Annotated in this window: 22 protein-coding genes; 9 read left to right on the plus strand and 13 right to left on the minus strand. The window is 37.8% G+C overall.

Going from position 1 to position 22,639, the window contains the following annotated elements; translation table 11 throughout:
- Position 1: 1 nt before the first annotated feature.
- Genes JL102_RS17595 through JL102_RS17610 form a run of 4 tightly spaced genes read right to left on the minus strand, consistent with a single transcriptional unit; the run spans position 2 to position 3,773 of the window.
- Positions 2-763 carry an MBL fold metallo-hydrolase gene (locus JL102_RS17595; RefSeq protein WP_202245764.1) on the minus strand — a complete coding sequence of 254 codons (762 nt, stop codon included), beginning with the start codon at positions 761-763 and terminating at the stop codon, positions 2-4.
- A complete protein-coding gene (locus JL102_RS17600) occupies positions 760-1,035 on the minus strand; it encodes a hypothetical protein (protein WP_202245765.1) in 276 nt (91 codons plus the stop codon). Before JL102_RS17600 ends, JL102_RS17595 begins: the two co-directional genes overlap by 4 nt.
- 6 nt (positions 1,036-1,041) lie before the next feature.
- Entirely contained in the window at positions 1,042-1,410 is a 369-nt protein-coding gene (locus JL102_RS17605; protein ID WP_202245766.1) for a response regulator, read from the minus strand.
- A gap of 11 nt (positions 1,411-1,421) precedes the next feature.
- Positions 1,422-3,773: a PAS domain-containing hybrid sensor histidine kinase/response regulator gene (locus tag JL102_RS17610; RefSeq protein WP_202245767.1), complete on the minus strand. Its 2,352-nt coding sequence runs from the start codon at positions 3,771-3,773 to the stop codon at positions 1,422-1,424.
- Between the two features lie 97 nt (positions 3,774-3,870).
- On the opposite strand from JL102_RS17610, the gene miaA reads away from it, so the two are divergent.
- Positions 3,871-4,779 carry a tRNA (adenosine(37)-N6)-dimethylallyltransferase MiaA gene (gene miaA, locus JL102_RS17615; RefSeq protein ID WP_202245768.1) on the plus strand — a complete coding sequence of 303 codons (909 nt, stop codon included), beginning with the start codon at positions 3,871-3,873 and terminating at the stop codon, positions 4,777-4,779.
- A 44-nt stretch (positions 4,780-4,823) separates the two neighbouring features.
- Positions 4,824-5,393, plus strand: coding sequence for a thioredoxin family protein (locus JL102_RS17620; RefSeq protein ID WP_202245769.1), 570 nt, complete (start codon positions 4,824-4,826; stop codon positions 5,391-5,393).
- Here JL102_RS17620 and JL102_RS17625 read toward each other — a convergent pair.
- Positions 5,390-5,998: a trimeric intracellular cation channel family protein gene (locus tag JL102_RS17625; RefSeq protein ID WP_202245770.1), complete on the minus strand. Its 609-nt coding sequence runs from the start codon at positions 5,996-5,998 to the stop codon at positions 5,390-5,392. The two genes, JL102_RS17620 and JL102_RS17625, sit on opposite strands and share 4 nt — an antisense overlap.
- A gap of 142 nt (positions 5,999-6,140) precedes the next feature.
- On the opposite strand from JL102_RS17625, the gene JL102_RS17630 reads away from it, so the two are divergent.
- Positions 6,141-6,569 (plus strand): FKBP-type peptidyl-prolyl cis-trans isomerase, encoded by a 429-nt coding sequence (locus JL102_RS17630; RefSeq protein WP_202245771.1) that lies wholly within the window; start codon positions 6,141-6,143, stop codon positions 6,567-6,569.
- Positions 6,570-6,643: 74 nt separating this feature from the next.
- Here JL102_RS17630 and JL102_RS23850 read toward each other — a convergent pair whose 3' ends face one another.
- The 3 genes from JL102_RS23850 to JL102_RS17640 all read right to left on the minus strand — a co-directional run bounded on the left by JL102_RS23850 (position 6,644) and on the right by JL102_RS17640 (position 9,498).
- A complete protein-coding gene (locus JL102_RS23850) occupies positions 6,644-6,778 on the minus strand; it encodes a hypothetical protein (protein WP_262896878.1) in 135 nt (44 codons plus the stop codon).
- Between the two features lie 110 nt (positions 6,779-6,888).
- The gene (locus tag JL102_RS17635; RefSeq protein ID WP_202245772.1) at positions 6,889-8,193 is read right to left on the minus strand and encodes a dihydrolipoamide acetyltransferase family protein; all 1,305 of its coding nucleotides are present in this window, start codon (positions 8,191-8,193) and stop codon (positions 6,889-6,891) included.
- Between the two features lie 48 nt (positions 8,194-8,241).
- A complete protein-coding gene (locus tag JL102_RS17640; protein WP_202245773.1) occupies positions 8,242-9,498 on the minus strand; it encodes a competence/damage-inducible protein A in 1,257 nt (418 codons plus the stop codon).
- 198 nt (positions 9,499-9,696) lie between these two features.
- Here JL102_RS17640 and JL102_RS17645 point away from each other — a divergent pair, with 198 nt between their 5' ends.
- Positions 9,697-10,425: a DUF4197 domain-containing protein gene (locus JL102_RS17645; protein WP_202245920.1), complete on the plus strand. Its 729-nt coding sequence runs from the start codon at positions 9,697-9,699 to the stop codon at positions 10,423-10,425.
- Positions 10,426-10,445: 20 nt separating this feature from the next.
- Here JL102_RS17645 and JL102_RS17650 read toward each other — a convergent pair whose 3' ends face one another.
- Genes JL102_RS17650 through JL102_RS17660 form a run of 3 tightly spaced genes read right to left on the minus strand, consistent with a single transcriptional unit; the run spans position 10,446 to position 14,010 of the window.
- On the minus strand, positions 10,446-11,345 hold the full coding sequence (locus JL102_RS17650) for an SMP-30/gluconolactonase/LRE family protein (protein ID WP_237390651.1): 900 nt from the start codon (positions 11,343-11,345) through the stop codon (positions 10,446-10,448).
- A gap of 23 nt (positions 11,346-11,368) precedes the next feature.
- Positions 11,369-12,259, minus strand: coding sequence for a diacylglycerol/lipid kinase family protein (locus JL102_RS17655; protein WP_202245774.1), 891 nt, complete (start codon positions 12,257-12,259; stop codon positions 11,369-11,371).
- Positions 12,259-14,010, minus strand: a complete 1,752-nt coding sequence (locus tag JL102_RS17660; RefSeq protein ID WP_202245775.1) for an LTA synthase family protein — start codon at positions 14,008-14,010, stop codon at positions 12,259-12,261. The genes JL102_RS17655 and JL102_RS17660 overlap by 1 nt, the downstream gene beginning before the upstream one ends.
- Positions 14,011-14,205: 195 nt before the next feature.
- On the opposite strand from JL102_RS17660, the gene JL102_RS17665 reads away from it, so the two are divergent.
- Positions 14,206-15,183 carry a CDP-alcohol phosphatidyltransferase family protein gene (locus JL102_RS17665; protein ID WP_202245776.1) on the plus strand — a complete coding sequence of 326 codons (978 nt, stop codon included), beginning with the start codon at positions 14,206-14,208 and terminating at the stop codon, positions 15,181-15,183.
- On the opposite strand, the gene JL102_RS17670 is transcribed toward JL102_RS17665, so the two are convergent.
- The gene (locus JL102_RS17670; protein WP_202245777.1) at positions 15,173-18,031 is read right to left on the minus strand and encodes a S8 family peptidase; all 2,859 of its coding nucleotides are present in this window, start codon (positions 18,029-18,031) and stop codon (positions 15,173-15,175) included. The two genes, JL102_RS17665 and JL102_RS17670, sit on opposite strands and share 11 nt — an antisense overlap.
- Positions 18,032-18,217: 186 nt before the next feature.
- Here JL102_RS17670 and JL102_RS17675 point away from each other — a divergent pair, with 186 nt between their 5' ends.
- Together JL102_RS17675 and JL102_RS17680 are read left to right on the plus strand one after the other, a co-directional pair.
- Positions 18,218-19,039, plus strand: coding sequence for a M57 family metalloprotease (locus JL102_RS17675; RefSeq protein ID WP_202245778.1), 822 nt, complete (start codon positions 18,218-18,220; stop codon positions 19,037-19,039).
- 289 nt (positions 19,040-19,328) lie between these two features.
- Positions 19,329-19,853, plus strand: coding sequence for a YceI family protein (locus JL102_RS17680; protein WP_202245779.1), 525 nt, complete (start codon positions 19,329-19,331; stop codon positions 19,851-19,853).
- A gap of 123 nt (positions 19,854-19,976) precedes the next feature.
- Here JL102_RS17680 and JL102_RS17685 read toward each other — a convergent pair whose 3' ends face one another.
- Positions 19,977-20,624: a YceI family protein gene (locus tag JL102_RS17685; RefSeq protein WP_202245780.1), complete on the minus strand. Its 648-nt coding sequence runs from the start codon at positions 20,622-20,624 to the stop codon at positions 19,977-19,979.
- Positions 20,625-20,879: 255 nt separating this feature from the next.
- Here JL102_RS17685 and JL102_RS17690 point away from each other — a divergent pair, with 255 nt between their 5' ends.
- Both JL102_RS17690 and JL102_RS17695 read left to right on the plus strand, forming a co-directional pair.
- Positions 20,880-21,878: a DHH family phosphoesterase gene (locus JL102_RS17690; protein WP_202245781.1), complete on the plus strand. Its 999-nt coding sequence runs from the start codon at positions 20,880-20,882 to the stop codon at positions 21,876-21,878.
- Positions 21,879-21,929: 51 nt separating this feature from the next.
- Positions 21,930-22,577 (plus strand): DUF2459 domain-containing protein, encoded by a 648-nt coding sequence (locus tag JL102_RS17695; protein WP_202245782.1) that lies wholly within the window; start codon positions 21,930-21,932, stop codon positions 22,575-22,577.
- Positions 22,578-22,639: the final 62 nt, after the last annotated feature.

The raw sequence follows: 22,639 nt of genomic DNA on the forward strand, positions 1-22,639 counted from the left end.
ATTAAATCTCTATTGTTAATCCATCGTAAGCAAGATGAACGTTTTCAGGGAGAGTTGGTTCTATTTCTTTATGCAACCCCATTTTGTGGCTGATGTGAGTGAGGTAGGTCTTTTCCGCATTTATTTCTTTGGCGAGCTCCAGGGCTTCTTCCAGGTTAAAATGCGAAATATGTTGTTCTTGTTGTAGCGCGTTTAGCAGTAGCACTTTGGAGCCTTTTATTTTTTCTTTTTGCTCTTCGCTTATGTAGTTGGCATCGGTGATATAGGTGAAATCTTTTATCCTAAAACCAAAAACAGGAAGCTTATAGTGCATCACTTCAATAGGCATAAATTCAATTCCTTCTACCTCAAAAGGCTGTTCTGTGATTTCATTTACATAGATTTGAGGTACTCCCGGGTATTTCTTTTCAGCAAAAGCATAGCTGAACTCTTGCTTCAGCTGATCTATTACTCTGCTGCGAGCATAGATAGGCATATCCTTCTGCTGTTTGAAGTTGAAGGCGCGTACATCATCCAAGCCTGCTGTATGATCTTTGTGCTCATGGGTGAAGATAACGGCATCCAGCTGTGTTATTCTTTCTCTTAAGACCTGATGTCTGAAATCAGGTCCTGTGTCTATAATAAAGCTTTTGCCATTTATTTCTATGTGTATAGAAGTGCGTGTTCTTTTGTCATGCCAATCCAGAGATTTGCATACTTCGCAGGTACACGCTATAACTGGTACCCCTTGAGATGTGCCGGTGCCTAATGTAGTTACCTTCACAACTCAATGGAGGTTTGTGCCAGTTCATCATATAGCTTTTGGTTTTTCTCACTGAGCTGATCCTTATTTATGGATACGGTTTTTATAATGTCTAACAGGCAATTGATCTTACCATCAAGGGCAAAATATTTGTTTACCACTATTACTCTGTTGTCATTAAGTACGCACCAGCCAGATTTGAAATTACCTTTTTCATATCTTAATATATACTCTGTCTCAGCAAGCAGATCTTCAAGCTTATTTAAAAAGTGATTAGAGTATTTGATAGTCATTTTTTATCAGCTATGTTTTTTTACCGCATTAACTAATGCGTCATAATCTAAAGGTTTTATTAGGTATTCGTTAATGCCGGCCTCGTCAAAGTCAGTTTTTGAATAGTTTTTGTAATTCCCGGAAATAGCTATGATAGGAATATTAGCTTTGTTGCTGTCTTTAAGACCGCGTATTTTTTTCGCTAATTCCATACCGTTAGCTCCGGGTAAAATAATGTCTAATATCAAAACATCATAATTACCGCCTTCTATTTCGCTTAAAACTTTAGTGCCGGACTTTATCCCTTTAAAGTCATACCCCTGTCCCTGAAAGATTTTCTTTGATAGGGTTTGGATTACTGGACTGTCATCCGCAAGTAAGATTTTCTTTGCCATCTAATATCAATTTAAGTAACTAAATTCCCAACTACATTTAAAAATGAATTATACAAAACTTTTAAGGTGGACAGGTCTGCTGCAAAATTATGATAATTTTTTGTTTTTATCTTGTCTTCCATTAATTCTGCTTGATATGCCATTTTTTCTACACCTAAGGTAGATGCATTGCCTTTTAAGGTATGCAATAGAACTAATGTTTCTTCAAACTGTTCCCCCTCGAAAGTTCTACGTATACCTTCTAGTTGTTGTTTACACTCCTTATCAAACTCTAACAATGTTTCGTTTAAAACCTCTGTGCCCGCATATTTACGTAAAGTTTCTAAAGTAGCCATATCAATATCAGATAAATGTTCACACTTTGATTTTTCGTTATAGGTTACTTCTGGGGTGTTTCCACTAGTCCAGGCTTCTACTTTTCTAATAAGTACAGCTGGTTTTATAGGCTTGGCAACGAAGTCATTCATGCCTGCTTCCATGAATTTTTCTTTATCACTGTCTATAGAATAGGCAGTCATTGCTATAATAGGAGGAGTATCAGGACATTCCTGTTTAATCTTAGTAGTAGTTTGGTAGCCATCCATATCTGGCATCTGAATATCCATGAGTATAATGTCAAAGACATTATTTTTACAGTATTTTAATGCTTTGGCGCCACTGTTGGCAGTGATTACTTTGCATCCGGCATTTTTGAGTATTTCCTGAGCAAGATCAAGATTTACTTTATTATCATCTACCAGTAGCACCCTGGGGTGGTGGTTTAGTAATAAAGTAGTGTTTCCTTGTTCACCAGGCACGAAATCAGTTACCCGTTTGGCCTGAAAAGTGAAATAGAAAGTGCTGCCTTTTCCCGGCTCTGATTTTAATTGTAGATCTCCGTTGAGTAGTTTAATTATTTTCTTGGAAATGTGTAGTCCTAATCCCGTGCCTTTATAGGATTTGCTGCTGGAGCTATCTAGCTGGGTGAAACTGGAAAATATTCTTTCCTGATCTTCAGCGTCTATACCAATTCCTGTATCTGTAACGCTACCGCTTAATGTAAGCGTATTTTCGTTTTTTTGCTTCTTTAAATTGAGTTCTACATGCACAGTGCCATTTTCAGGGGTAAATTTAATGGCATTAGATACCAGGTTAGAATAAATCTGAATGAGCTTGGTTTCATCAGATGAAATAAGCTTTGGTACTCTGGCGTCTACATGGTGAGTGAGCTTCACTTTCTTTTCTTCCGCCTGTTGATTGTATAATAACTGAATCTTGTTGAGGAGTTCTTTGCTGTCTATCACTGAGTGGTTAACCGTCATTTTTCCTGCTTCTATTTTAGAAATATCCAGTAGATCGTTCAGTATATTAAGAAGAACCTCAGAGGAGCTTTTAAGAGCTTTTAGGTGATCTTTCTGCTTTACAGATAGGTTAGACTCATCTAATAAGTGCAGCATACCCATGATTCCGTTGAGCGGAGTGCGAATTTCATGACTCATGTTCGCCAGAAATCGTTCTTTTATTTTTAATGATTTCTCCGCTATTTCTTTAGAGCGCTGTAGTTCATTGTGAGTTTTGGTGAGCTCAGAGATATCTCTTGCTACGCCTTCTACATAGAGAGGAGAGCCTTGATCATCATTAATAATTCTAATATTACAAATGCAGTGTATTAAAGTACCGTCTTTATGAAATAGATCCGCACCAAAGTTTTTCAGGCTTTTTGCTTCTGTGAGCTTACGAATGAGAAAAGCTGTTTTTCGGCTGCTTCTATAATAATGAATGATATCTTTGCCTAATATTTCTTCTTCCTGATATCCAATAATATCAGTAACAGAGGGGCTAAGCATAATGATCTTCCCGTCGAAATCAAATCTGAAGTATAAATCTTGGAAGGATTCGAAGATGTTTCTAAATTTCTCCTCACTTACAATGAGGTTTATTTTAGATTGCATCTTGTCGGTAATGTCATGGGCAAGGCCTGATATACCTATTATTTCTCCCATGGAATTATAGATAGGAGTGAGGAATACTTCTTTCCAGGAGTCCCATCCCTCTGCTTCAATCCTAATTTCAAAGTCAATGGACTTTCCTTTTAGGGCCTCATCATATTTTTTTTTCCAGAAAGTATCTGCTTCTTCAAATTTTACTTTTCCGCGGCTTTCATATCCAATGAGGCTGTCAGCGTCTTTTTGAAGAAAGTGCCTGAAGTAATTTTGATTAAAAGAGATGAGCTCTAGCCCTGTGTTTACAGCCCAAATAATTAATGAGCCACCTTCCAGAATAGCATTAGTAAAAGCAATTTTATTTTGCTCGTCGTAAAGGCGTTGCTTCAGTTCATCTACCTTATGTTCCAGCTTCTCCGTTTTTTTGGCATTACTCTTCACGCTGTGAATATAGTTAATTAAAACTTAATGTGAGTTTGACACAATAGTCTTTTGGAATAGTAAAGTTAATAACAGTATTTTTGTTACAAAACTGAACGTGAAATTCTTAATCGTAATAGTAGGCCCAACAGCAGTAGGTAAGACGAGTTTTAGTATAGAAATAGCCCAATTTTTTAATACAGAGGTAGTTTCTGCAGACTCACGGCAGGTGTTTAAAGAGCTGGAAATAGGCACGGCCAAACCTACTATGGAAGAACTGGAGCAGGCTAGGCATCATTTCGTGAATTCACATTCTATCCATGAAGAATTGAATGCCGGTGATTTTGAGAGAGAAGCGCTGCTGTTGCTGGATGAGCTGTATGAGAAATATGATGTAGTAGTGCTTACAGGAGGTTCTGGGTTATACGTAAAAGCACTGACTGATGGGATGGCTGAGATGCCTCAGGTAGCAGCTGAGGTGAGAGAACAACTAAAAAAAGAGTTTGCTGAAACTGGACTTGAGGGGCTCGTGGAAGAACTAAAAGGGAAGGACCCTGAGTACTTTGAAGAAGTGGATGTGAATAATCCGCAACGGGTGATACGAGCATTAGAAATCATACGTGGTACCGGGACTAAGTATTCTGAGTTAAGAAAAGATAATAAAAAGCAAAGGCCATTTCATATTATTAAGATTGGGCTTGAGCGACCCAGAGAAGAGTTATACGAGCGTATAGACTTAAGAATGGATCAAATGATCAGTGAAGGACTGTTTGAAGAAGCGGAATCATTTCATAAATTTAAACATGTAAATGCACTGCAAACGGTAGGGTATAAGGAGATATTTGATTACTTGGAGGGCACTTATGATTATGATGAAGCAGTGAGGCTACTAAAGAGAAACTCCAGAAGATATGCCAAAAGGCAGCTGACATGGTTTAGAAAAGATGATGAAACTAAGTGGTTTCATCCTAAAGATAAAAAGGCAGTCCTTAGCTATATAAAGCAGCAAATGGCAGAGGAAAGATGAAATTTTTTTAAATACAATCACGTTTACTGATAAAACAGGAAGAAATGAAAAGAATTTTTTTAAGTGTTTATGCTACGTTATTACTATTTGTTTTCATGGGAAGCTCTGCTTTTCTTATGCATGAAGAGGTAGAAACAAAATCTAAGGCAGAAGAAGGTGCAGTGAAGTGGTATAGCTTTGAAGAAGCTGTGGCGAAATCAAAAGAAGAGAAAAAGAAAATATTTATAGATGTTTATACTGATTGGTGTGGATGGTGTAAGGTAATGGATAAAAACACCTTTAACCAGCCAGAAATAGCCCAGTATTTAAATGAAAATTTCTATCCTGTAAAGCTTAATGCCGAACAGACAGAAGATATAGTATTTAAAGGAACTACCTATAAATTCGTGCCTTCTGGAAGGAATGGGTATCATGAGCTGGCTGCTGCATTACTTCAAAATAAATTAAGCTACCCTACTGTGGTATTTTTAGATGAGGAATTCAACATGATTCAACCCGTTCCTGGGTATCAAAAACCTGATATGTTTGATCAGATTATCAAGTTTATTGGTGGAGATCATTATAAAAACACAAAGTGGACTGAATGGCAACGGCAATATGGTGCTGCCAATTAAGCTTTCATTTTAGGTAGAGATAAATTGTATTTAATGGCCACTATTCTTATCACTATAATGGCAAGTACGGTGGCTATATAATTTATATTCTGAGAGAAAATCTGATACTTATCCAGTAAGAAAAATACTAATGCGCCTATAAGGCACGCCGTAGCATATATTTCTTTTCTGAAAATAAGCGGGATTTCGTTGCAAAGCATATCCCTAATTACCCCACCTACTACAGCTGACACCATACCCATAGTAATAGCTAAGCCTTCATTAATCCCCAGATTAAGGGTTTTTTGCATGCCGCTTATGGTGAAAAGTGCTATTCCTACGGTATCAAAAACAAAGAAGGTTCTGTGCATATTTACAATGTATTTTCTAAATATGAAGGTAAAAGGCAGAGCCAGAAGTATTACTATGGCATAATTAAGATCATGAACCCAGGTAATAGGGTAGCTGCCGAGCAGTACATCTCGTGTGGTACCACCACCTACCGCGGTAACAAAGCCTATTACCGTGGCTCCAAAAATGTCCATATCTTTTTTTGCAGCTAAGCGAATGCCGCTTATTGCAAAAACAAAAGTACCGATGATGTCAAGTGCGTAAAGTAGATTCATAAGTGGAAATGTTCAATGTTAAATAAAATATTTCACGTATAAAGTAGACTACTATTTGTATTTTTTATTGGAGGTGCAATTACTTAACTTTGTGTTTCCTCGAAAGTCGAGGATTAAAATCAGAAAAATAAAATTACAAATCATGTCTGAAGCAAAAAAAGGCGACAGAGTAAAAGTACATTATACTGGAAAACTAAAAGACGGGTCTGTATTCGATTCTTCTAAAGATAGAGAACCTCTTGAGTTTGAGATTGGCTCAGGAATGATGATTGCCGGTTTTGATAAGGCGGTTACAGGAATGAAAGTTGGAGATAACAAAACAGCAGATATTCCTGCAGATGAAGGTTACGGGCAGAGAAATACAGAGATGGTTGTAGAAGTGCCTAAAGCTCAGCTTCCTGCAGATCTTAACCCTGAAGTAGGGCAGCAATTAGCTATGCAACAGCCTAACGGTCAGTCTATTCCTGTTTTAGTAACTAAAGTAGAAACAGAAACAATAGAAATTGATGCTAATCATCCATTAGCAGGAAAAGATCTTGTATTTGATATAGAACTGGTTTCTATTAACTAATAGTTTTAAGAAACGAGCATAAAAAAAGGCATAGATGATAATCTATGCCTTTTTTGTGTTTTAATGATTCTGAATTAAACTTCTTCAGAATTATTTTTTTTCTTGGTTTTAAGAGAGTCTAATAAACCTAATGCTGCTCCAAAACCAGCCAGGCACGCCACTATTGTGATAAATAAATCAGCTCCGTCTCCTATATATTTAATATCCATTGTTCTAAACTTTTGGGGTTTCTTCAAATTCAAATAACGAGTTCAAATTTAAATTATAATCCCGGTATATTAAAGTATTGTTTATTGTTTTTTGGTAGAGGCATGCATTATCATGAATTCATGCCTCTGTTCAAATCAAATTTCTCTAAATAGTCAGCCACGCGTCTTACTACCATACCTCCCAGTGATCCATCTACTACTCGGTGATCATAGCTGTGAGAAAGGAACATTTTATGTCTGATAGCTATGGCATCGCCATTTGGTGTTTCTACTACCGCTGGCTTTTTAACTATAGCTCCTAATGCCATGATACCTACCTGTGGCTGCACTATGATAGGCGTACCCATAACATTACCAAATGATCCTACATTGGATATGGTGAAAGTACCGCCAGAAAGTTCATCAGCCGAAAGCTTATTCGCTCGTGCTCTTCTTGCCAGATCATTCACTTTTTTGGCTAAGCCGGTGAGATTAAGCTGGTCTGCATTTTTAATAACAGGCACTATAAGGTTGCCAGAAGGCAAGGCTACGGCCATACCTATGTTGATGTCCTTTTTCTTTATTATTCTGTCGCCATCTACCTGTATATTTATCATTGGGTAATCTTTGATAGCTTTTACCACAGCTTCGATAAACAGAGGAGTAAAAGTTAAAGTATCGCCTTCTATCTCTTTGAAATCTTTTTTGTACTTATTTCTCCAAGCCACCACATTACTTACATCGGCTTCTACAAATGAAGTAACGTGAGGTGAAATACGCTTAGAATCCACCATACGCTCAGCTATCATTTTGCGCATACGATCCATTTCTATGATCTCATCATTAGCGCTTATAGATACCGAAGCTCTTTTTGGTTCAGGAGTAGCCACTTTAGTAGGTGTGCCATTGGTGGATGGTGAAACAGACTGTGTGCCTCTATTTTTCACATACTGCAGTATGTCTGATTTGGTTACTCTGCCTTCTTTACCCGAGCCTGAGATGGTTTCTAGCTCCGTCATAGCTATGCCTTCTTCTTTGGCTATATTTTTCACTAAGGGAGAATAGAAGCGGCCATTTTTATCTTTAGAAGTAATATCATTTCCGGCCTCTGCGGTTACTGGTTCTGCAGGTTCTTCCTTTTTGGTAGTGGTTACGGATTCAATGTTTTTCTCTTGATCAGAATCATTGTCATCACCGTCAGTAGTGATAATGGCGATGGGCTTACCTACTTCTACTACCTCTCCTTCTTTAGCCAGTATTTCTTTTATTATTCCAGCGTGAGTGGAAGGTACTTCCGTATCTACTTTATCGGTAGCTACTTCTAGTACAGATTCATCTTGTTCAATAGTATCACCTTCTTTTTTAAGCCATGAAAGCACTGTGGCCTCCATTATACTTTCACCCATTTTGGGCATGATTAATTCTACTAGTGCCATCTATTAATGTTTAATGATTCGTTAAATTGTGCTATTGTTATGTGTTGCCTATTCTTGTTTTTCCAAAAGGCTGATTCTTATGAGGTTCAATACTGCTATGGCAGTAGCTTTAATATTGACCTCTCTGTCTTTCCATAACTGTAATTTCTTGGTTATTGTTTGTTCGCCATCAGCAAAAGCTATCCATACGGTGCCTACCGGCTTCTCCGCGGTGCCACCATTAGGCCCCGCAATTCCACTGGAGGCTACACCAATGTCAGCTCCTAATTGGCGCCTAACGTTATTAGCCATTTCCATAACAGTAGCTTCACTTACAGCACCATCAGCTTCTAGCGTTTCTTTTTCCACCCCTAAAATACCAATTTTTAAATCATTATGGTAAGGAATTAATGATCCTCTAAAATATGAAGAGCTGCCAGGTATTCTGGTTACAAGGTGAGAAATGTATCCGCCAGTGCAACTTTCTGCTATCGCTAAGGTTTTGTTCTGAGTTGTTAATATCTGACCTATTACGGCTTCTATGCTGTCATCATCATAACCATAAATGTATTTAGATACATAATTATGAAGTGCTGTTACCTGATCATTGACTTCACTTTCTAACAGGCTTCGGTCATTACCTACAGCCGTAAGCCTAAGTCTTACCTGTCCCATACTGGGCAGATATGCCAGCTTAATATGTTCAGGTAGGTTGTCTTCCCAATCTTTGATCATTTCGGCTAACCATGATTCACCGATGCCTATGGTTTTTATTATTTTGTGATAAATAATATCTGTATTAAATACTTGCTGAAGTTTGGGGATGATAGTGTCTGTCATCATGCGCTTCATCTCATGAGGAACGCCAGGCATAGAAACGAACACTTTACCATTTCTTTCAAACCACATACCCGCAGCGGTACCTAAAATATTGCTTACCATCTCACAGCAAGTGGGCAGGGCGGCTTGCTGGCGATTGATTTCTGTGAGTTCCCGACCTTTTTCCTGAAAGAAGGAGGTTAGTTCTTGAAGGGCTTTTTCATTCATCTCTATGTCGCAGCCAAAGTATTCCGCCAGGCAGGGTTTGGTAAGATCATCATTGGTGGGGCCCAGGCCACCGGTGATCAGAATGATGTTAGCCCGGGATTCGGCTTCTTCAAAGCTTTTAAGAATGTCTTCTCTGGAATCGCTAACAGTAGTTTTTCTTACTGTTTTAATACCTACCTTGTCCAGTTCGGCGCTCATCCATTGTGAATTGGTGTCAGTGATTTGGCCATAGAGAATTTCATCACCTATGGTTAGTATTTCTGCTTTGGTTTTATGCATTTTATATGTTACTAGCTTTAGGGATAATCACGTAGTTTTAATCCTGCAAAGCTAACTATTATAGATTATAATCGGTGGTAATCAAACCACAGATACCAAAAGTTTATGCCTCTTATGCACAATACGAACTAAAAAGTGATGGATTGAGTGCTCAATCAAATTCGTTTTATGTAAATTGTTATTTAAACAAAGAATATGATGAAGAAGATTTATTTTTTAATGTGTTTGTTTGCTCTGGCCCTTATTACGGCTTGTACTACGGCACAAATTAATAAAACGATGGGCGGAATTAATGATGCTCTGGGAAGTGGGGGAGGCTTAACTACCGAGCAGGTGGTGACAGGGCTGAAAGAGGCTCTTATAAAAGGGATTAGTAATGGTTCTGCTGAGGCGTCTAGGGTGGATGGTTATTTTAAAAATCCAGAGATAAAAATTCCTTTTCCGCCTGATGTCCAAAAAGTGGAGACTAAACTACGACAAATAGGCCTTGGCGGTGAGGTAGATAAGTTTGTGATGCAGCTTAACCGGGGAGCTGAAGATGCTGCTAAAGAGGCTAAACCAATATTTATTTCTGCCATAAAATCTATGACTATCCAAGATGCCTGGAGTATTTTAAAGGGTGAAGATGATGCTGCAACACAATATTTGAAGAGAGTGACCTCCAGCCAACTAAAGGAGAAGTTTAAGCCAGTAATAAAAAATTCATTAGATAAAGTAAATGCTACTAAATATTATAGCAGCATAATTACTTCTTACAATAAGATTCCTCTTGTAGAAGATGTGAATCCTGATTTGGATGACTATGCTACTGATAAGGCTATTGAAGGTCTATTTACTTTGGTGGCTGATGAGGAGAAAAAGATAAGAGAAGATCCGGTAGCCCGTACTAGTGAGATTCTTAAAAAAGTTTTTGCTGCTCAGGATTAAAAAAAAAATAAAGGAGGGCATTATTGCGCTCCTTTTACTTTCATTTTTAATGTATAAACGCTTTTGCTGGCTGTAATAAAGAGTGTGCTGTTATCCGTGCCTCCGAAGCAGATATTTGCCGTCCATTCTTCAGGCACTGGGATGTATGCTATTTTCTTGCCATTTTTGTTGAAAACAGTAACGCCTTTTCCTGTTACATAGAGGTTTCCTTCGTTGTCTAAGGTCATGCCGTCAGAGCCCATATTGGTGAATAGACTTTTCTTGGTAAGTTCCCCTTTTTTATCGATGTTATATCTGAATATTTTATCAGCTCCGATGTCAGCTACGTATAGTATTTTTCCATCAGGAGTACCTACTATACCATTAGGTTGCTCGTAGGTGGAGGTTACTCTGCTTAAAGTACCATTTTTAGTAAGCAGATAGACATATTTCCCATCTTGCTGCATTTCAGGGTCCCGAGTCCAGTACTCTCTTTTGTATAGAGGGTCGGTAAAATAGATGTTGCCATTTGGTGCTATCCAAAGATCATTAGGGCCATTGAGGAGTTGGTTGTTGTACTGCTCGATGATCACTATATGATTTCCATCCTTATCTATAGACCAGAGTTCATTATTCATATCTGCGCAAGATATGAGCTTGCCTTCCGAGTTGAAGTACATACCATTAGAACGGCCCGACTCCGATAGAAACGTAGAAAGCTCATTGGTCTTTGCGTTCCACTTGATGATCTCATTGTTGGGTTGGTCAGTGAAGTACACATTACCTTCCTTATCAGCAGCGGGTCCTTCTGTAAATGAATAGGAGCTACTTAGTAAGGCGAGTTCTGCGCCAGAAGCAATAAGGTTGTTTTCGTCTAGTAATTGTGCCGTACTCATACTATGAATACAGCAAAAGAGTAGTATTGCTAATAATTTATTCATGAAATAAAGATAATGAGATGATTTTATATTTTGCAGGCTACTTTTAAAGATAGCGGATTTACAGATAATTTGATATCCTCTTTTAAAGGGTAAGGGTCTCCATCCAGATGTATACTTTTCTTTTCTGCATCTTCCAGCAGGTGAATAAGAGCTTCTTTTCCTTGCCATGTTTTATAATATCTTGACCTGGTAAGTGTTCCGTTGAATAGGTGGAAGATAAGTGAAGGGTAATACCAGAAAGGAATTTTTTGCATAATGCATATGTCCATTAATCCGTCGGATATTTCTGCTCCAGGAGCAATATGAGCATTGTTTCCGTACTGAGAAGAGTTGGCTATGGAGATAAGGAAAGGTGCTTTTTCTATTTTTTCCTCTCCATCAATAATTAGGCGATAGCCGGTAGATTTAAATTTAATGATCTCTTGCAGAGCCAGCATACCATAAGAAAGGAACCCTCTTTTTTTGCTTTCGGCGAAGAGGCTGGCAATATGAGCATCAAAACCAACACCAGCTACATTCACGAAAATGTCATTATTGAAGTTAATGGTGTCTATTTTTTTTGAATGTTGATCGTTCAACAAGCTAATGGCCTTTTTAGTATTCAAAGGAATTTTTAAATGCCTCGCAAGTCCGTTGCCAGAGCCCAGTGGTATTATGCCTAATGTAGTTTCACTATTTATAAGAGGGCCTGCTATTTCGTTTATGGTGCCATCACCACCTACAGCTACTATCATGTGGTAGTTGTTCTTTTCTTTTTCAGCGATCTCTCTTCCGTGGCCGGCATATTGAGTGTAAAAAATTTCATACGAGATCTTTGAGCTGTCAAGGCAGTAGTCTAGCAGGGCAGGAACCCCTTTCTTTTGGGTAGTTCCAGATTTTGGGTTAATGATAAAAAGGGCCTTTTGAGTTTTCATTAGCGTTTATTGTAATCACTATATAAATGCTGCATGAAGGCCATACTAGGCCATAGCAGTTCCTCTGTTTCAGCACCTTCTTTTGTTAGGTATCTTTTGCCTGTGTTGTCATAAATTAGTTCCTGCTTTTCATCTACATAACCATAACCGTTGTTAAAGACAAATACAGCAAAGTCATGATGGTTTTTATCCAGAATATTCTGACTAAAAGTAAATTCAGGGTCTTGCTTATCAACCTGGGCAAGTATGGTGTTGGCAATGTCTGTCTGGCTGCCAATTTCGCTGATTACGGTATCTTTCACGTTGAGTGCTCCACCTAACCATATCATTGGTATTTTGAATCGGCGAGGGTTAGCTAGCCCCTGATTATCAGGCATAGGATGGCCATGATCAGCTGTGAAAACGATAAGGGTATTATTCCACCAATCCGTTTTTTTAGCCTCTTCAATGAATTTACCAATACATTTGTCAGTATAATGAGCGGAGTTTAAAAATTTCGAAATGTCATCTTCACCTTCTATGGCTGTTTCCATGGGTACATCAAAAGGTTCATGACTACTTAGTGTGAGCATTACCTTGAAAAAAGGCTTTTGGGCAGCATTGGTCTCTTGCAAGAATTTATCAAAAACATAGCCATCGTGCACGCCCCATTTACTGCTGTTCAGTGAATCAGGGAAGCTTCCGCTATGAGTAGTATTTTCAAAACCAGCATTACTCAGGTATGACCTGAAATTGGCAAAGTTGATATTACCACCATAGGTGAAGCTGCTGGAGTATCCCATTTGGTTAAACTTTTTACTCAGATAGGGCAGACTTTGTGTCTTTTTCGGATATTTAATAATTGACCCTTTGGGCTGAGCAGGATAGCCACTAAGTACAGATACTATACCTTTATCAGTACGATCGCCAGAAGCATACATATGATCAAAAAGAACGCCTTCTTTACTCAGGGCACTAAGTTCAGGAGCTACGCCAGGTACACCACCTAAAGGTTCTATTAACCTGTATGTGAAGCTTTCTAAAATAATGATGATGACGTTGGGCTGCGAGGTGTTTAATAGGGGAATAGTCTCCCCAGAAGCAGCGTATAGTTCCTTAAAATATTTATCAGTAGTTTCTTTATCCAGATAGTTTTCTGGGTAGTGTAGGCGGTTAAATTTGCTCACAGCATAGCCTGTGTTCCAGACTACATTAATAGCCGTATGGTTGGCAAAAATATGTTCGTTATCAAAATATACTGTACCTACATTAATAGGGGCTACGCCTAATGAACCTCTGATGGGAAGTATTAAAAAGGCAGTGAGAAAGAGTTGAATCAAAGCCGTTTTCCAATTGCTAGGTTTTAGACCTGCCAGTTTAGGGTAAATAAGTTTGGTGTAGAGATATATAAATGCTCCAAATATTAGCAGCCACATAAGAATAAGAACAGTTATAGCCAGGCCGTCTATAGCTATGGTGGTGTCCTGACCTATATATAACAGAGGAGTGGCATCTAGCCTGAAGCCCCAGTGTTTATACATTTCAAGATCAAGAGTGAGGATGAAGCTACATAATAGCAGAAGTATAGAGGTGTAGGTGTGAAAACCGACTCTTATGATTTTATTCTGCAGAAAGGGCGATGCGGTGAGTAAAAGGCCGGGGATAAGCAAAAAATATCCTGTTGCTGATAGGTCTAGTCTTAACCCATTGAGCATGGCCAGAATAATTTCCGAGATGCCTAATGCGCTAGTCTGATCAAAATAATATGCCATGAATATAATTCTGGCTGCAATGAAAAATAATAACCAGAATATGCCATATCTTAAAAAAAGTAAAGCCCTTTCTTTCATTCTAATACCTCTTCTTGTTAAGCGAAGGCAAAGATAATATTAATTTAATATTTAGTGGCTACGTATTGGGAAGGTACTTGTGGTTAATGTTGACAGGTTTTTACTTTATTTGTAGCTATGAACGTGTATGAATATAGAACCAGAGGGAATTCCTATCTTACTCCTATTATTGAAAAGCTTATAGCAAAACCAATAACCAGACTCATAGGCGAAAAGGTCAACCCTAATATCATTTCTGTAGCAGGACATTTAGCGATATATCTGGCTCTATGGCTATCTTTTTTTAAAATATTTGATTCTCATTATAATTTAATAGCCATTGCTGTTTTGGTCACATTTCAGGCTTTATGTGATAAAGTAGATGGCGTGCTAGCACGTATATTAGAAAAATCATCTCCGATGGGAGAGTTTATAGATCATTTCTTTGAGCTTTTTAATCAAGGGGCTCTGCTTTTGATATTTTATAACCTTTATACCATACATGAGCCCGTCATTTTGATAATATTGATGGTAGCCATTGTGCTTAGAAATATGGTGAAGTATTATGAGCATTATAAGACTAATATGCTGGTGTATAGTAAGGTAGCATTTATGGAAATAAAGGTAGTGGCAGTAGTAATACTTTTGCTGTCTTTGGTGCCCTCCATAGAGAACTTTATTAATTTTCCTGGCTTAGCTTATTCTGTTATAGAAATAATTAGTGTTTTATTGATCGGGGGTAATTTGGTGGGGATACTCATGAACATTCGGCGTATACCTCAGATTACTTATGGTATGTGGCTTTTTATAGGTTTGCTAGTGATTGTAGCGGTGACCAATACTTTACTTAACAATAGTATAGCTGCACTTTTTATTATACTAACATACGGAGGTCTCTATGTGGGAAGGCTGTTATCCACTCAGTTAGTAGATGGTATAGAGAGAAGCCCGGATTTCTTTCTTCCTTTGTTCCTCATTATCCAATATTTCCTTCGTTTTATTGATAATACCAATGCTCTTCATTTGATGGTCATTTACTTATGCGTGAATATAATTTTATTGACTACGAAAACATTTGGAGCTTTAAATAAGGCAAAAGAGGAGGCTAGTAAATGACCAACCTCGCCCTATAGTTTATATCGCGGCCGCTTACCGTATAAATATAAATGCCTTGGGGTAAGCCCTCTAGGGTAATGGCATTTCTTTCAGATAGTAGAGGTTTGCTTAATATATGCTGGCCTTGGGGGCTATATAGATCGAAGGTCACTGTTTCATCGGTAAAGTTTTTGGTGAATATGCTGATGTTGCTATTACTTTTAGCGGGATTAGGGAATAGTAGGACTTCTCTTTCTGTAAGAAAATAAACTGCTGCTTCAGGGCTGAAGATCTCATGCCCTGAGTTGAGTATTAATTTGGCTTGATAATGATTTAACCCTTGCTGAGGATGGATGTCTGTGTAGGTTATATTGTTGGAGGAAGGTGTTATTTGTGCAATATCTACAAACCTATCTCCATCTTTCCGTTGGAATATTACTTTACTGACCTCATAGGTAGTGCCTAGGTTTAATGATAGATAGACATTTTTATTTTCCTGATCTTCGTAGGCAAGGAAATTGGCTATGTAGCAGTCTACTCCTTGGATACGATAATCAAACGTGGTGCGCCTGATTCCTTTCAGGGTGTCATTAAGCATAGGAGCGACACTAAGCAAGTAGTCTGTAATCTGGTTTTGATTAAGGATAATAGAAGTGTCACTGGTGGTAGTAATAGGGGAGATATAATGGCCTTTGGTTGAGAAAATGGTATAGCCAGAAGCTTCTGGAAGATTTCTCCAAATTAGCATGACCGAATCTGCACAGTTAAACCCAATATTAGTTGTCATGGGGCGAGATATAGTGAAATGGTCTGTGTAAAAATAGCTGCCATTGATATTCATACGAGCTTGTGCTATCGTTAAGTTCTGTGGAGGCTGCCATTGATAGAGGCCCTTTGCTAGATCTATTTCTTTGCTAATAATCTGCCAAGACTTTCCGTGGTTATAGGTAACTTCTAAAGACGCATCTTTATTTGTAAAAGTAGTCTCCCATCTGAAATAATTGTTCACAGCTCCTTGAGCCGGCATGTTGTCACTGCCGGTAGGGGAAGTCCATGTAAACTGATTTTCTTCATCCCATTGATAGATAATGTGAAAATCTTGGCTTTTGAGTAGAAAATTACTGTGAACTTTTATTTCATAGTTGCCTGCGATTGGATTCTCTAGAGTAATCTGTTCTACGTTGTTCAGGTGGTCCTCTTTTCTTTTAGGTAATTGTATTAGAGAGTCATTGTGAGGGTAGCTATTGAGAACCCATGGTAGCCATTGAGAGCCTCCTTGATGCAGAGAAAGATCTAAGTCATTGACCAGAGCAGTGTTAGCATTAACCTTTGCCGGAGGATCATTCCAGATGAGCATGATTTTTAGGTTTTTGACTTTTTCAGGTATTTCCAAATTGTAATTTTTTTCTTCGTTAGTAGATATCGTGCCTGAAATAAATTGCTGCTTTTTGAGTGTTTCAATGCCTCGTTTGGCGTTGGCACTGCCAAAGCCTGTGAGGAAATCTATTCCTTCCGGTCCGGCATCATCGGCACTGTTTAGAAGAATGCCCTTTAGTAGTGAGGCTGGCGGAGTGTCTGCGAGATTTTCAAAGTAGTACTGTTGCAAGGTGGCTAGCAGGCCAGATACTAATGCAGCGGCAGAGGATGAGCCGCTGGAGCTATAAGCTGAAATCTCTGGTTTGATGCGTCCGTCGTAGGCTGGCCCTTTAGACACATAAGGGTCGTGGTGAAGAAGGGTATCAATGGAGCCTACGGTGATGATGTTTTTGGCCATTTTGAAATTGCCAGTGAGGTTGGCGTAGCCAGTGGTACCTCTGTAGGTATATATGGAGTCATTAAGTGATCCGCTGTTGCCTACTGAAAATACATGCAATATATCAGGGTGTTCTTGACAAAACTGGTCATAAGCCTCTGCTTGTGGGCCATAGAAGTTTTCTAAAGTAGTGCCGTAAGAATGGTTTTGGAGGTAGATGTGGTTATCAGAAAAGAAGGAAGAGTCATCAGGAAAAATATTAAGGTAGCTGGACGAAAATATGTGGCTACCCCAAGCTACACCCTTATTATAAGGAGAGGTATTTCCGGCTCCTGCAGCAATAGTCGCCATTTCCGTAGCATGAGTGCTGCTGGAGGCTTCAATGTTGTTCATTAATCGGCCTTTTAAATCAAGGTCTTCATGATCAATAGCTTGTTCTTTAATAGAAATGGAAATTTTTTCACCATTAAGAGATGGATATAGGTGGTGTAGATAATTTATTTTGTTTACACTGAGGTTAAGATCAAATACGGAACTTTCTTCTTTTGGATTTAGGTTTGTTGGTGATATGAAGATTATTTGGTCGTTTTTTGTAAAATATTCTTCTGTTTCGTTTTGGCGAGATAATAGAATGAAGGTACTGGTTTCCGGGTAGGCTGCTATTATATTAATTTTTTTGTCATTATTCCATAAATTCTTACATAGGTCAAAATCTCTAACCTTTACTGAAATATACTTTGAAATAGGGTTGTTGATGGTTGTGAAATCATAAGGGTACTTCCATTTATTATTTACTGCCACATATCTCTTAAGATTGTGGCAGGCTTCAATGTTTTCAGAATAAAATATAGCAGTATGATTGTCCAGAGGCCTTATCAGTTCTAACTGATCATTGTTAATAAGCCGTTCTTTTTCAGTCTCATTATATTCTGCTAGAAAAAAGCCTTTGATAGGAGACTGCTCTATTTTTTTATTATTTGAATTAGGGTGATGAAGTGCGTATTTATTGACAAATACATCCCATTGGTTAGAGTCAGGCTGCTGGCTGTACGAGGTAAATGGTGTGAAAATAATGACAAAAGTGTAGAGTATTTTTTTGTATACATTTAGTGGCATACTGAAAGAGATATTTAGAGTTTAGGTGAAGTTGTAATATTAGGAAATAAAAGTTTTTCGAATTTTTAAAATCTTGTAATATGGTACATAAATGAGGTCAAGACTAAAAAGTAATTTTTTTTGGCCTCATTCTGTGCCTACCTTGCGACGGCAGTGATGCTGCGATTAAACCTAAACCGAAATTTTATGAGATTTAACAGTGTAAAAGCTGGTATACTATCGGTATGCCTTCTAAGTACTTCTTTTATGTTCACTTCTTGTGAAGAAGATCGAAAAGAAGTGGAGCCCCAGCAAGATGGCAGTGAAGAAATTTCCGCTGCAGTTATCCAAAGACTTAAGGATTTACATTTTAATACTGAAGGTATTCAATTAGTGAATGGTGATTACCTGGTAGAAGGTGATATGATCATCACTCCTGAAGCATTGGAAGAAATGTCTGATCCTGTAATAGTTGAAGGACCCAAAGGAGAGCAATATAGAACTTATAATTTGGTAAGTACTCCTCGAACTATTAGAGTATTAGGATATCAACTCAATAGCACTATGAGTCAGGGGCTTAATAGAGCTATTGCCAATTTTAATGCATTAAATTGTGGATTTACTATGCAAAGAACCACTAGTACTTCTAATTGGGACATAGCTGTACAAAGTTATGGCAGTGGAGCTGGTGGAGTAGCTGGCTTTCCTTCAGGAGGTAATCCATATCAGTATGTTAACGTTTATCCTGGCACTGCACAGTATGGAGTGAACGTAGTTGAGCACGTTATGACTCATGAATTAGGACATTGTATGGGGATGCGTCACTCAGATTGGTTCAATAGAGCTATAAGCTGTGGATCAGGTGGTAATGAAGGTACTGCTGGTGTTGGTGCTGTTCACATCCCTGGTACTCCTTCTCAGCCTAGTGTTGATGCTAACTCTATAATGTTGTCATGTTTTAGCGCTAATGAGAGTGGAAACTTTTCTAACTATGATAGAATAGCATTAGAAACCATTTATCCCAACTAATTATTGAGAATTAAGATCATTATTAAATAAATTATTTATTAGGCATCACTGTAAAAAGCCGGGCAAAGAGCTCGGCTTTTTTTGTGGGAAGGGCTATGGAAAAGTACGTGTATCAAATCATTGAAAGGGTTTATCATTAAGTGACGGTCTATTAAAATTCTTGCTCAATACTTCCGATGAGTGAAATATTTTCAAAATAATGTTTAGACATTGAAACCAAAACGAATTAGGCTCGTTAATATTAATGTTTAAACATTGAAATTGAAGTTATAATATAAAACCTGTAAAAATGGAAGCTCAAGTAAAAACAAAATGGGTATTAGACCCTACACACTCAGAAGTTAGTTTTAAAGTAAAACATATGATGATATCTACTTTAACTGGCTACTTTGAGAAGTTTGAAGGAGACGTAGAGACGGAAAATGATCAATTTACCAATGCCGAGGTAGAGTTTACTATAGACGTCGACTCTATTAATACCAACAACCCAGACCGAGACGGACATCTTAAATCTGATGATTTCTTTAATTCTGCTGACTTTCCAAAGGTCACATTCAAATCAAAATCTTTTGATGGCGCAAAGTTATTAGGAGATCTTACTATAAGAGATGTGACTAAAGAAATAGTGTTAGATGTAGATTTTAATGGGGTGGCTGTAGACCCTTATGGCCAAACTAAAGCTGGTTTTGAAGTAACAGGAGCGATTAATCGAAAAGACTATAAATTATCTTGGAGTGCTGTTACCGAAGCTGGTAATATAGTCGTTTCAGATAATGTGAAACTGGTTATGAGTGTTCAGTTTATAAAACAATAAGTTCGAGATGAAGTATCGGAGCCTCAGTAGTGAAGTTGGTTGTGTGAAGTTGTGTAGCTGCGGTTCTAATTAGAAAAAGCCCGGAATTTTACTGCCGGGCTTTTTTGTTTTCTACTATTTCTCTTAATTCTTTTTGAAAGAAATTTCAGCCTGTAGTCCCACTTCGCTCCATGTTTTGCTTACGCCATCAGCTCCTGTATGAAGTGCTTCACAAGCCTTGTTGATAGAAGCTACAGCATCAAGTGCATCCCAATCTTCCAAGTTCATTACTCCCTTGAAAGTGTAATAGGTATCTGAAGTTACTTCATAAGTTAAGGGGATGTTAGCCGTTTTACCATTTAAAGTAATGTCTACAGATGCACTTTCTTTGTCTTCACCAAGTTTAAAAGTACCAGTAATGTTTTCTGTGTCGGTCATTACTCCAAAAAAGAAAGAAACAATTTTAGGATCTCTGGTTCCTGTAGCATCATTGGTATTAAGGCTTTTCACAGGTATGCTAAACTCTGTGCCATTCAGTGCCTCTAAAGGAGTAGCTCCGCTATTGGTTTTAGTAAAGTTTATAGTTTTGAATGCTCCTCCTACAGGTACTTTGTCGGTGGTTTTATAAGCAGTAAAGTTTACTTCTGCTGATGATTTTACTATAGTAAATTCTCCCTCTACACTGCTAGTTTCTGTAGTTTCAGAGGCATTGCTTTCTTCTCCGTTTTTTGGTTGGTTACAGCTAGTAGCTATTAAAAATATGCCCATGCATATTATTGCTAATTTTTTCATTGTCAATAATTTTTTGTTTTATGATGTTGATTTGAAATTATATCTGTCCTTAATAAAAAAAAGGTACGTCTTATGATTTCAATAAGGTGCAAAGCTATTTGTTTAGATTGAGCATACTTCAGGTTTTAACATAAATTAATATCTTCTTTTATATCAAAAGCGATATAAATTGATGAGAGGAATTTTTTTCATTCGTATATTCCATTTTAAAATGGGTAACTTCGATGCCTTAAATGAAAGCATAGCATATATCTTATGAGTATATATAAAGAGATTGAAGAAAAAATAAAGTCGGCTTCTAATATTATTATTACAGCACATAAGTCTCCAGACGGAGATTCAATAGGAGCTTCATTAGGGCTATTAAATTTCATAGAAAAGCTGGGGAAAAATGCCTCGGTATGTCACCCTGATCCGGCTCCTGAGTTTTTATATTGGCTAGATACTTCTTCCATACTTTTTATGACAGAAGAATCTGAAAATATTACTGATTTGTTTCAAAAGGCCGATTTAATCTTTAGTCTGGATTATAATGCTACTGATAGAGTGGGGCCTGAAATGCAGGTATTGTTGGAGCAGTCAGAGGCTGAAAAAATCATGATAGATCATCATCTTAACCCTGCTGAATTTGCTGATATAATGGTTTCTGAAACAAAGGCTTCTTCTACGGCCGAGTTGATTGCTGAACTGATCATTGAATCTGGAAATGAGGATCTGCTCAATGAACAAATTGGTATTCCTCTATACCTTGGTATCATGACAGACACTGGAGGTTTCAGGTTTTCATCAGTGACACCTCGTACCCATGAGATATTGGCCAAGTTACTGAAGGTAGGAGTGCAACACCATTTAATTCATGAATTACTGAATGATAATAATACCTTAAGCAGGATGCGATTACAAGGCTATGCCATGAGCGAGAAGCTGCTGGTTATGGATGATTTTAAAGTGGGTATTATAGGTCTCGCTAAAGAAGAGTTAAACAGGTTCGGCTATCAAAAAGGAGATACCGATGGCCTTGCTAATCAGGTTTTATCCATTAGAGGGATGAGAGTGGCAATAGTTTTTACCGAGCGAGATGGCATGATGAAAATTTCATTTAGATCAAAAGGCGAAGATTATGTAAATGTACTAGCAGCAGAGCATTTTGATGGAGGAGGCCATGCCAATGCTTCTGGAGGTAGAAGTGACTTGCCAGTGGAGGAAACCATACAGAAATTAATGAAGCTGGTGCCTAAGTATTTTACTAAATGATGGAGGGGGAGAAGGTGGATGATTTAAATTGAAATCTGCTTAATAGTTGATATGAGTTTATTAAAGCAAGTTTTTAAATGGCTTTTATTCTTACTGCTACTTCCGGTGGCTTACCTTCTTATTGCCTTGTTGCTAACTTTTATAACCGTTAATGGCGACCACGAAGCAGCTGAAAAAGGGAAAGCTGTTTACCTAAATACTAATGGAGTACATCTAGATATTATTTTGCCTAAAAATGATGTTGATAGCCAGGTACTAAAAGATCTCAGGTATTATGAAAATGAAAACTATCTGTCGTTTGGCTGGGGAGATAAAAATTTTTACATCAACACGCCATCATGGGGAGATTTAACTTTTAGCAATGCTTTTGAAGCACTGTTTATGAAAAGTAGCACCCTGGTACATGTTACCCGTTATAAACAAAGGCAGTCAGATTGGGTAGAGGTAAAAGTAACTGATAGCGAATTACAAAATCTGAATAAGTATCTGCTGGCAGCATTCAAGAGAGATAAAGCCGAAAATAAGCAACTATTACTCAATAAAGGATATAGTCCTATTGATGATTTTTATGAAGCAAATGGAAATTATACCTGCTTTAATACCTGCAATAGTTGGGTAAATACAGCCTTTAAAAATAGCGGCCTCAAAGCCTGCCTATGGACTCCCTTTGACTTTGGTTTGATGCGGAAGTATGATTGAGAGAATTTAATACACCTCGATCGTAATTATATATAGGCTATGACGCCAAAGATTCCAATCAA

Source organism: Fulvivirga sediminis, assembly GCF_016757215.1.
Taxonomy (GTDB): domain Bacteria; phylum Bacteroidota; class Bacteroidia; order Cytophagales; family Cyclobacteriaceae; genus Fulvivirga; species Fulvivirga sediminis.

Coding starts and splice junctions, on each gene's coding strand:
- JL102_RS17680 (WP_202245779.1), top strand. CDS start 19,329: ATGGAAGCTCAAGTAAAAACAAAATGGGTATTAGACCCTACACACTCA.
- JL102_RS17620 (WP_202245769.1), top strand. CDS start 4,824: ATGAAAAGAATTTTTTTAAGTGTTTATGCTACGTTATTACTATTTGTT.
- JL102_RS17630 (WP_202245771.1), top strand. CDS start 6,141: ATGTCTGAAGCAAAAAAAGGCGACAGAGTAAAAGTACATTATACTGGA.
- JL102_RS17665 (WP_202245776.1), top strand. CDS start 14,206: ATGAACGTGTATGAATATAGAACCAGAGGGAATTCCTATCTTACTCCT.
- JL102_RS17625 (WP_202245770.1), bottom strand. CDS start 5,998: ATGAATCTACTTTACGCACTTGACATCATCGGTACTTTTGTTTTTGCA.
- JL102_RS17640 (WP_202245773.1), bottom strand. CDS start 9,498: ATGCATAAAACCAAAGCAGAAATACTAACCATAGGTGATGAAATTCTC.
- JL102_RS17655 (WP_202245774.1), bottom strand. CDS start 12,259: ATGAAAACTCAAAAGGCCCTTTTTATCATTAACCCAAAATCTGGAACT.
- JL102_RS23850 (WP_262896878.1), bottom strand. CDS start 6,778: ATGGATATTAAATATATAGGAGACGGAGCTGATTTATTTATCACAATA.
- JL102_RS17650 (WP_237390651.1), bottom strand. CDS start 11,345: ATGAATAAATTATTAGCAATACTACTCTTTTGCTGTATTCATAGTATG.
- JL102_RS17695 (WP_202245782.1), top strand. CDS start 21,930: ATGAGTTTATTAAAGCAAGTTTTTAAATGGCTTTTATTCTTACTGCTA.
- JL102_RS17605 (WP_202245766.1), bottom strand. CDS start 1,410: ATGGCAAAGAAAATCTTACTTGCGGATGACAGTCCAGTAATCCAAACC.
- JL102_RS17635 (WP_202245772.1), bottom strand. CDS start 8,193: ATGGCACTAGTAGAATTAATCATGCCCAAAATGGGTGAAAGTATAATG.
- JL102_RS17690 (WP_202245781.1), top strand. CDS start 20,880: ATGAGTATATATAAAGAGATTGAAGAAAAAATAAAGTCGGCTTCTAAT.
- JL102_RS17685 (WP_202245780.1), bottom strand. CDS start 20,624: ATGAAAAAATTAGCAATAATATGCATGGGCATATTTTTAATAGCTACT.
- JL102_RS17600 (WP_202245765.1), bottom strand. CDS start 1,035: ATGACTATCAAATACTCTAATCACTTTTTAAATAAGCTTGAAGATCTG.
- JL102_RS17670 (WP_202245777.1), bottom strand. CDS start 18,031: ATGCCACTAAATGTATACAAAAAAATACTCTACACTTTTGTCATTATT.
- JL102_RS17645 (WP_202245920.1), top strand. CDS start 9,697: ATGAAGAAGATTTATTTTTTAATGTGTTTGTTTGCTCTGGCCCTTATT.
- JL102_RS17675 (WP_202245778.1), top strand. CDS start 18,218: ATGAGATTTAACAGTGTAAAAGCTGGTATACTATCGGTATGCCTTCTA.
- JL102_RS17660 (WP_202245775.1), bottom strand. CDS start 14,010: ATGGCATATTATTTTGATCAGACTAGCGCATTAGGCATCTCGGAAATT.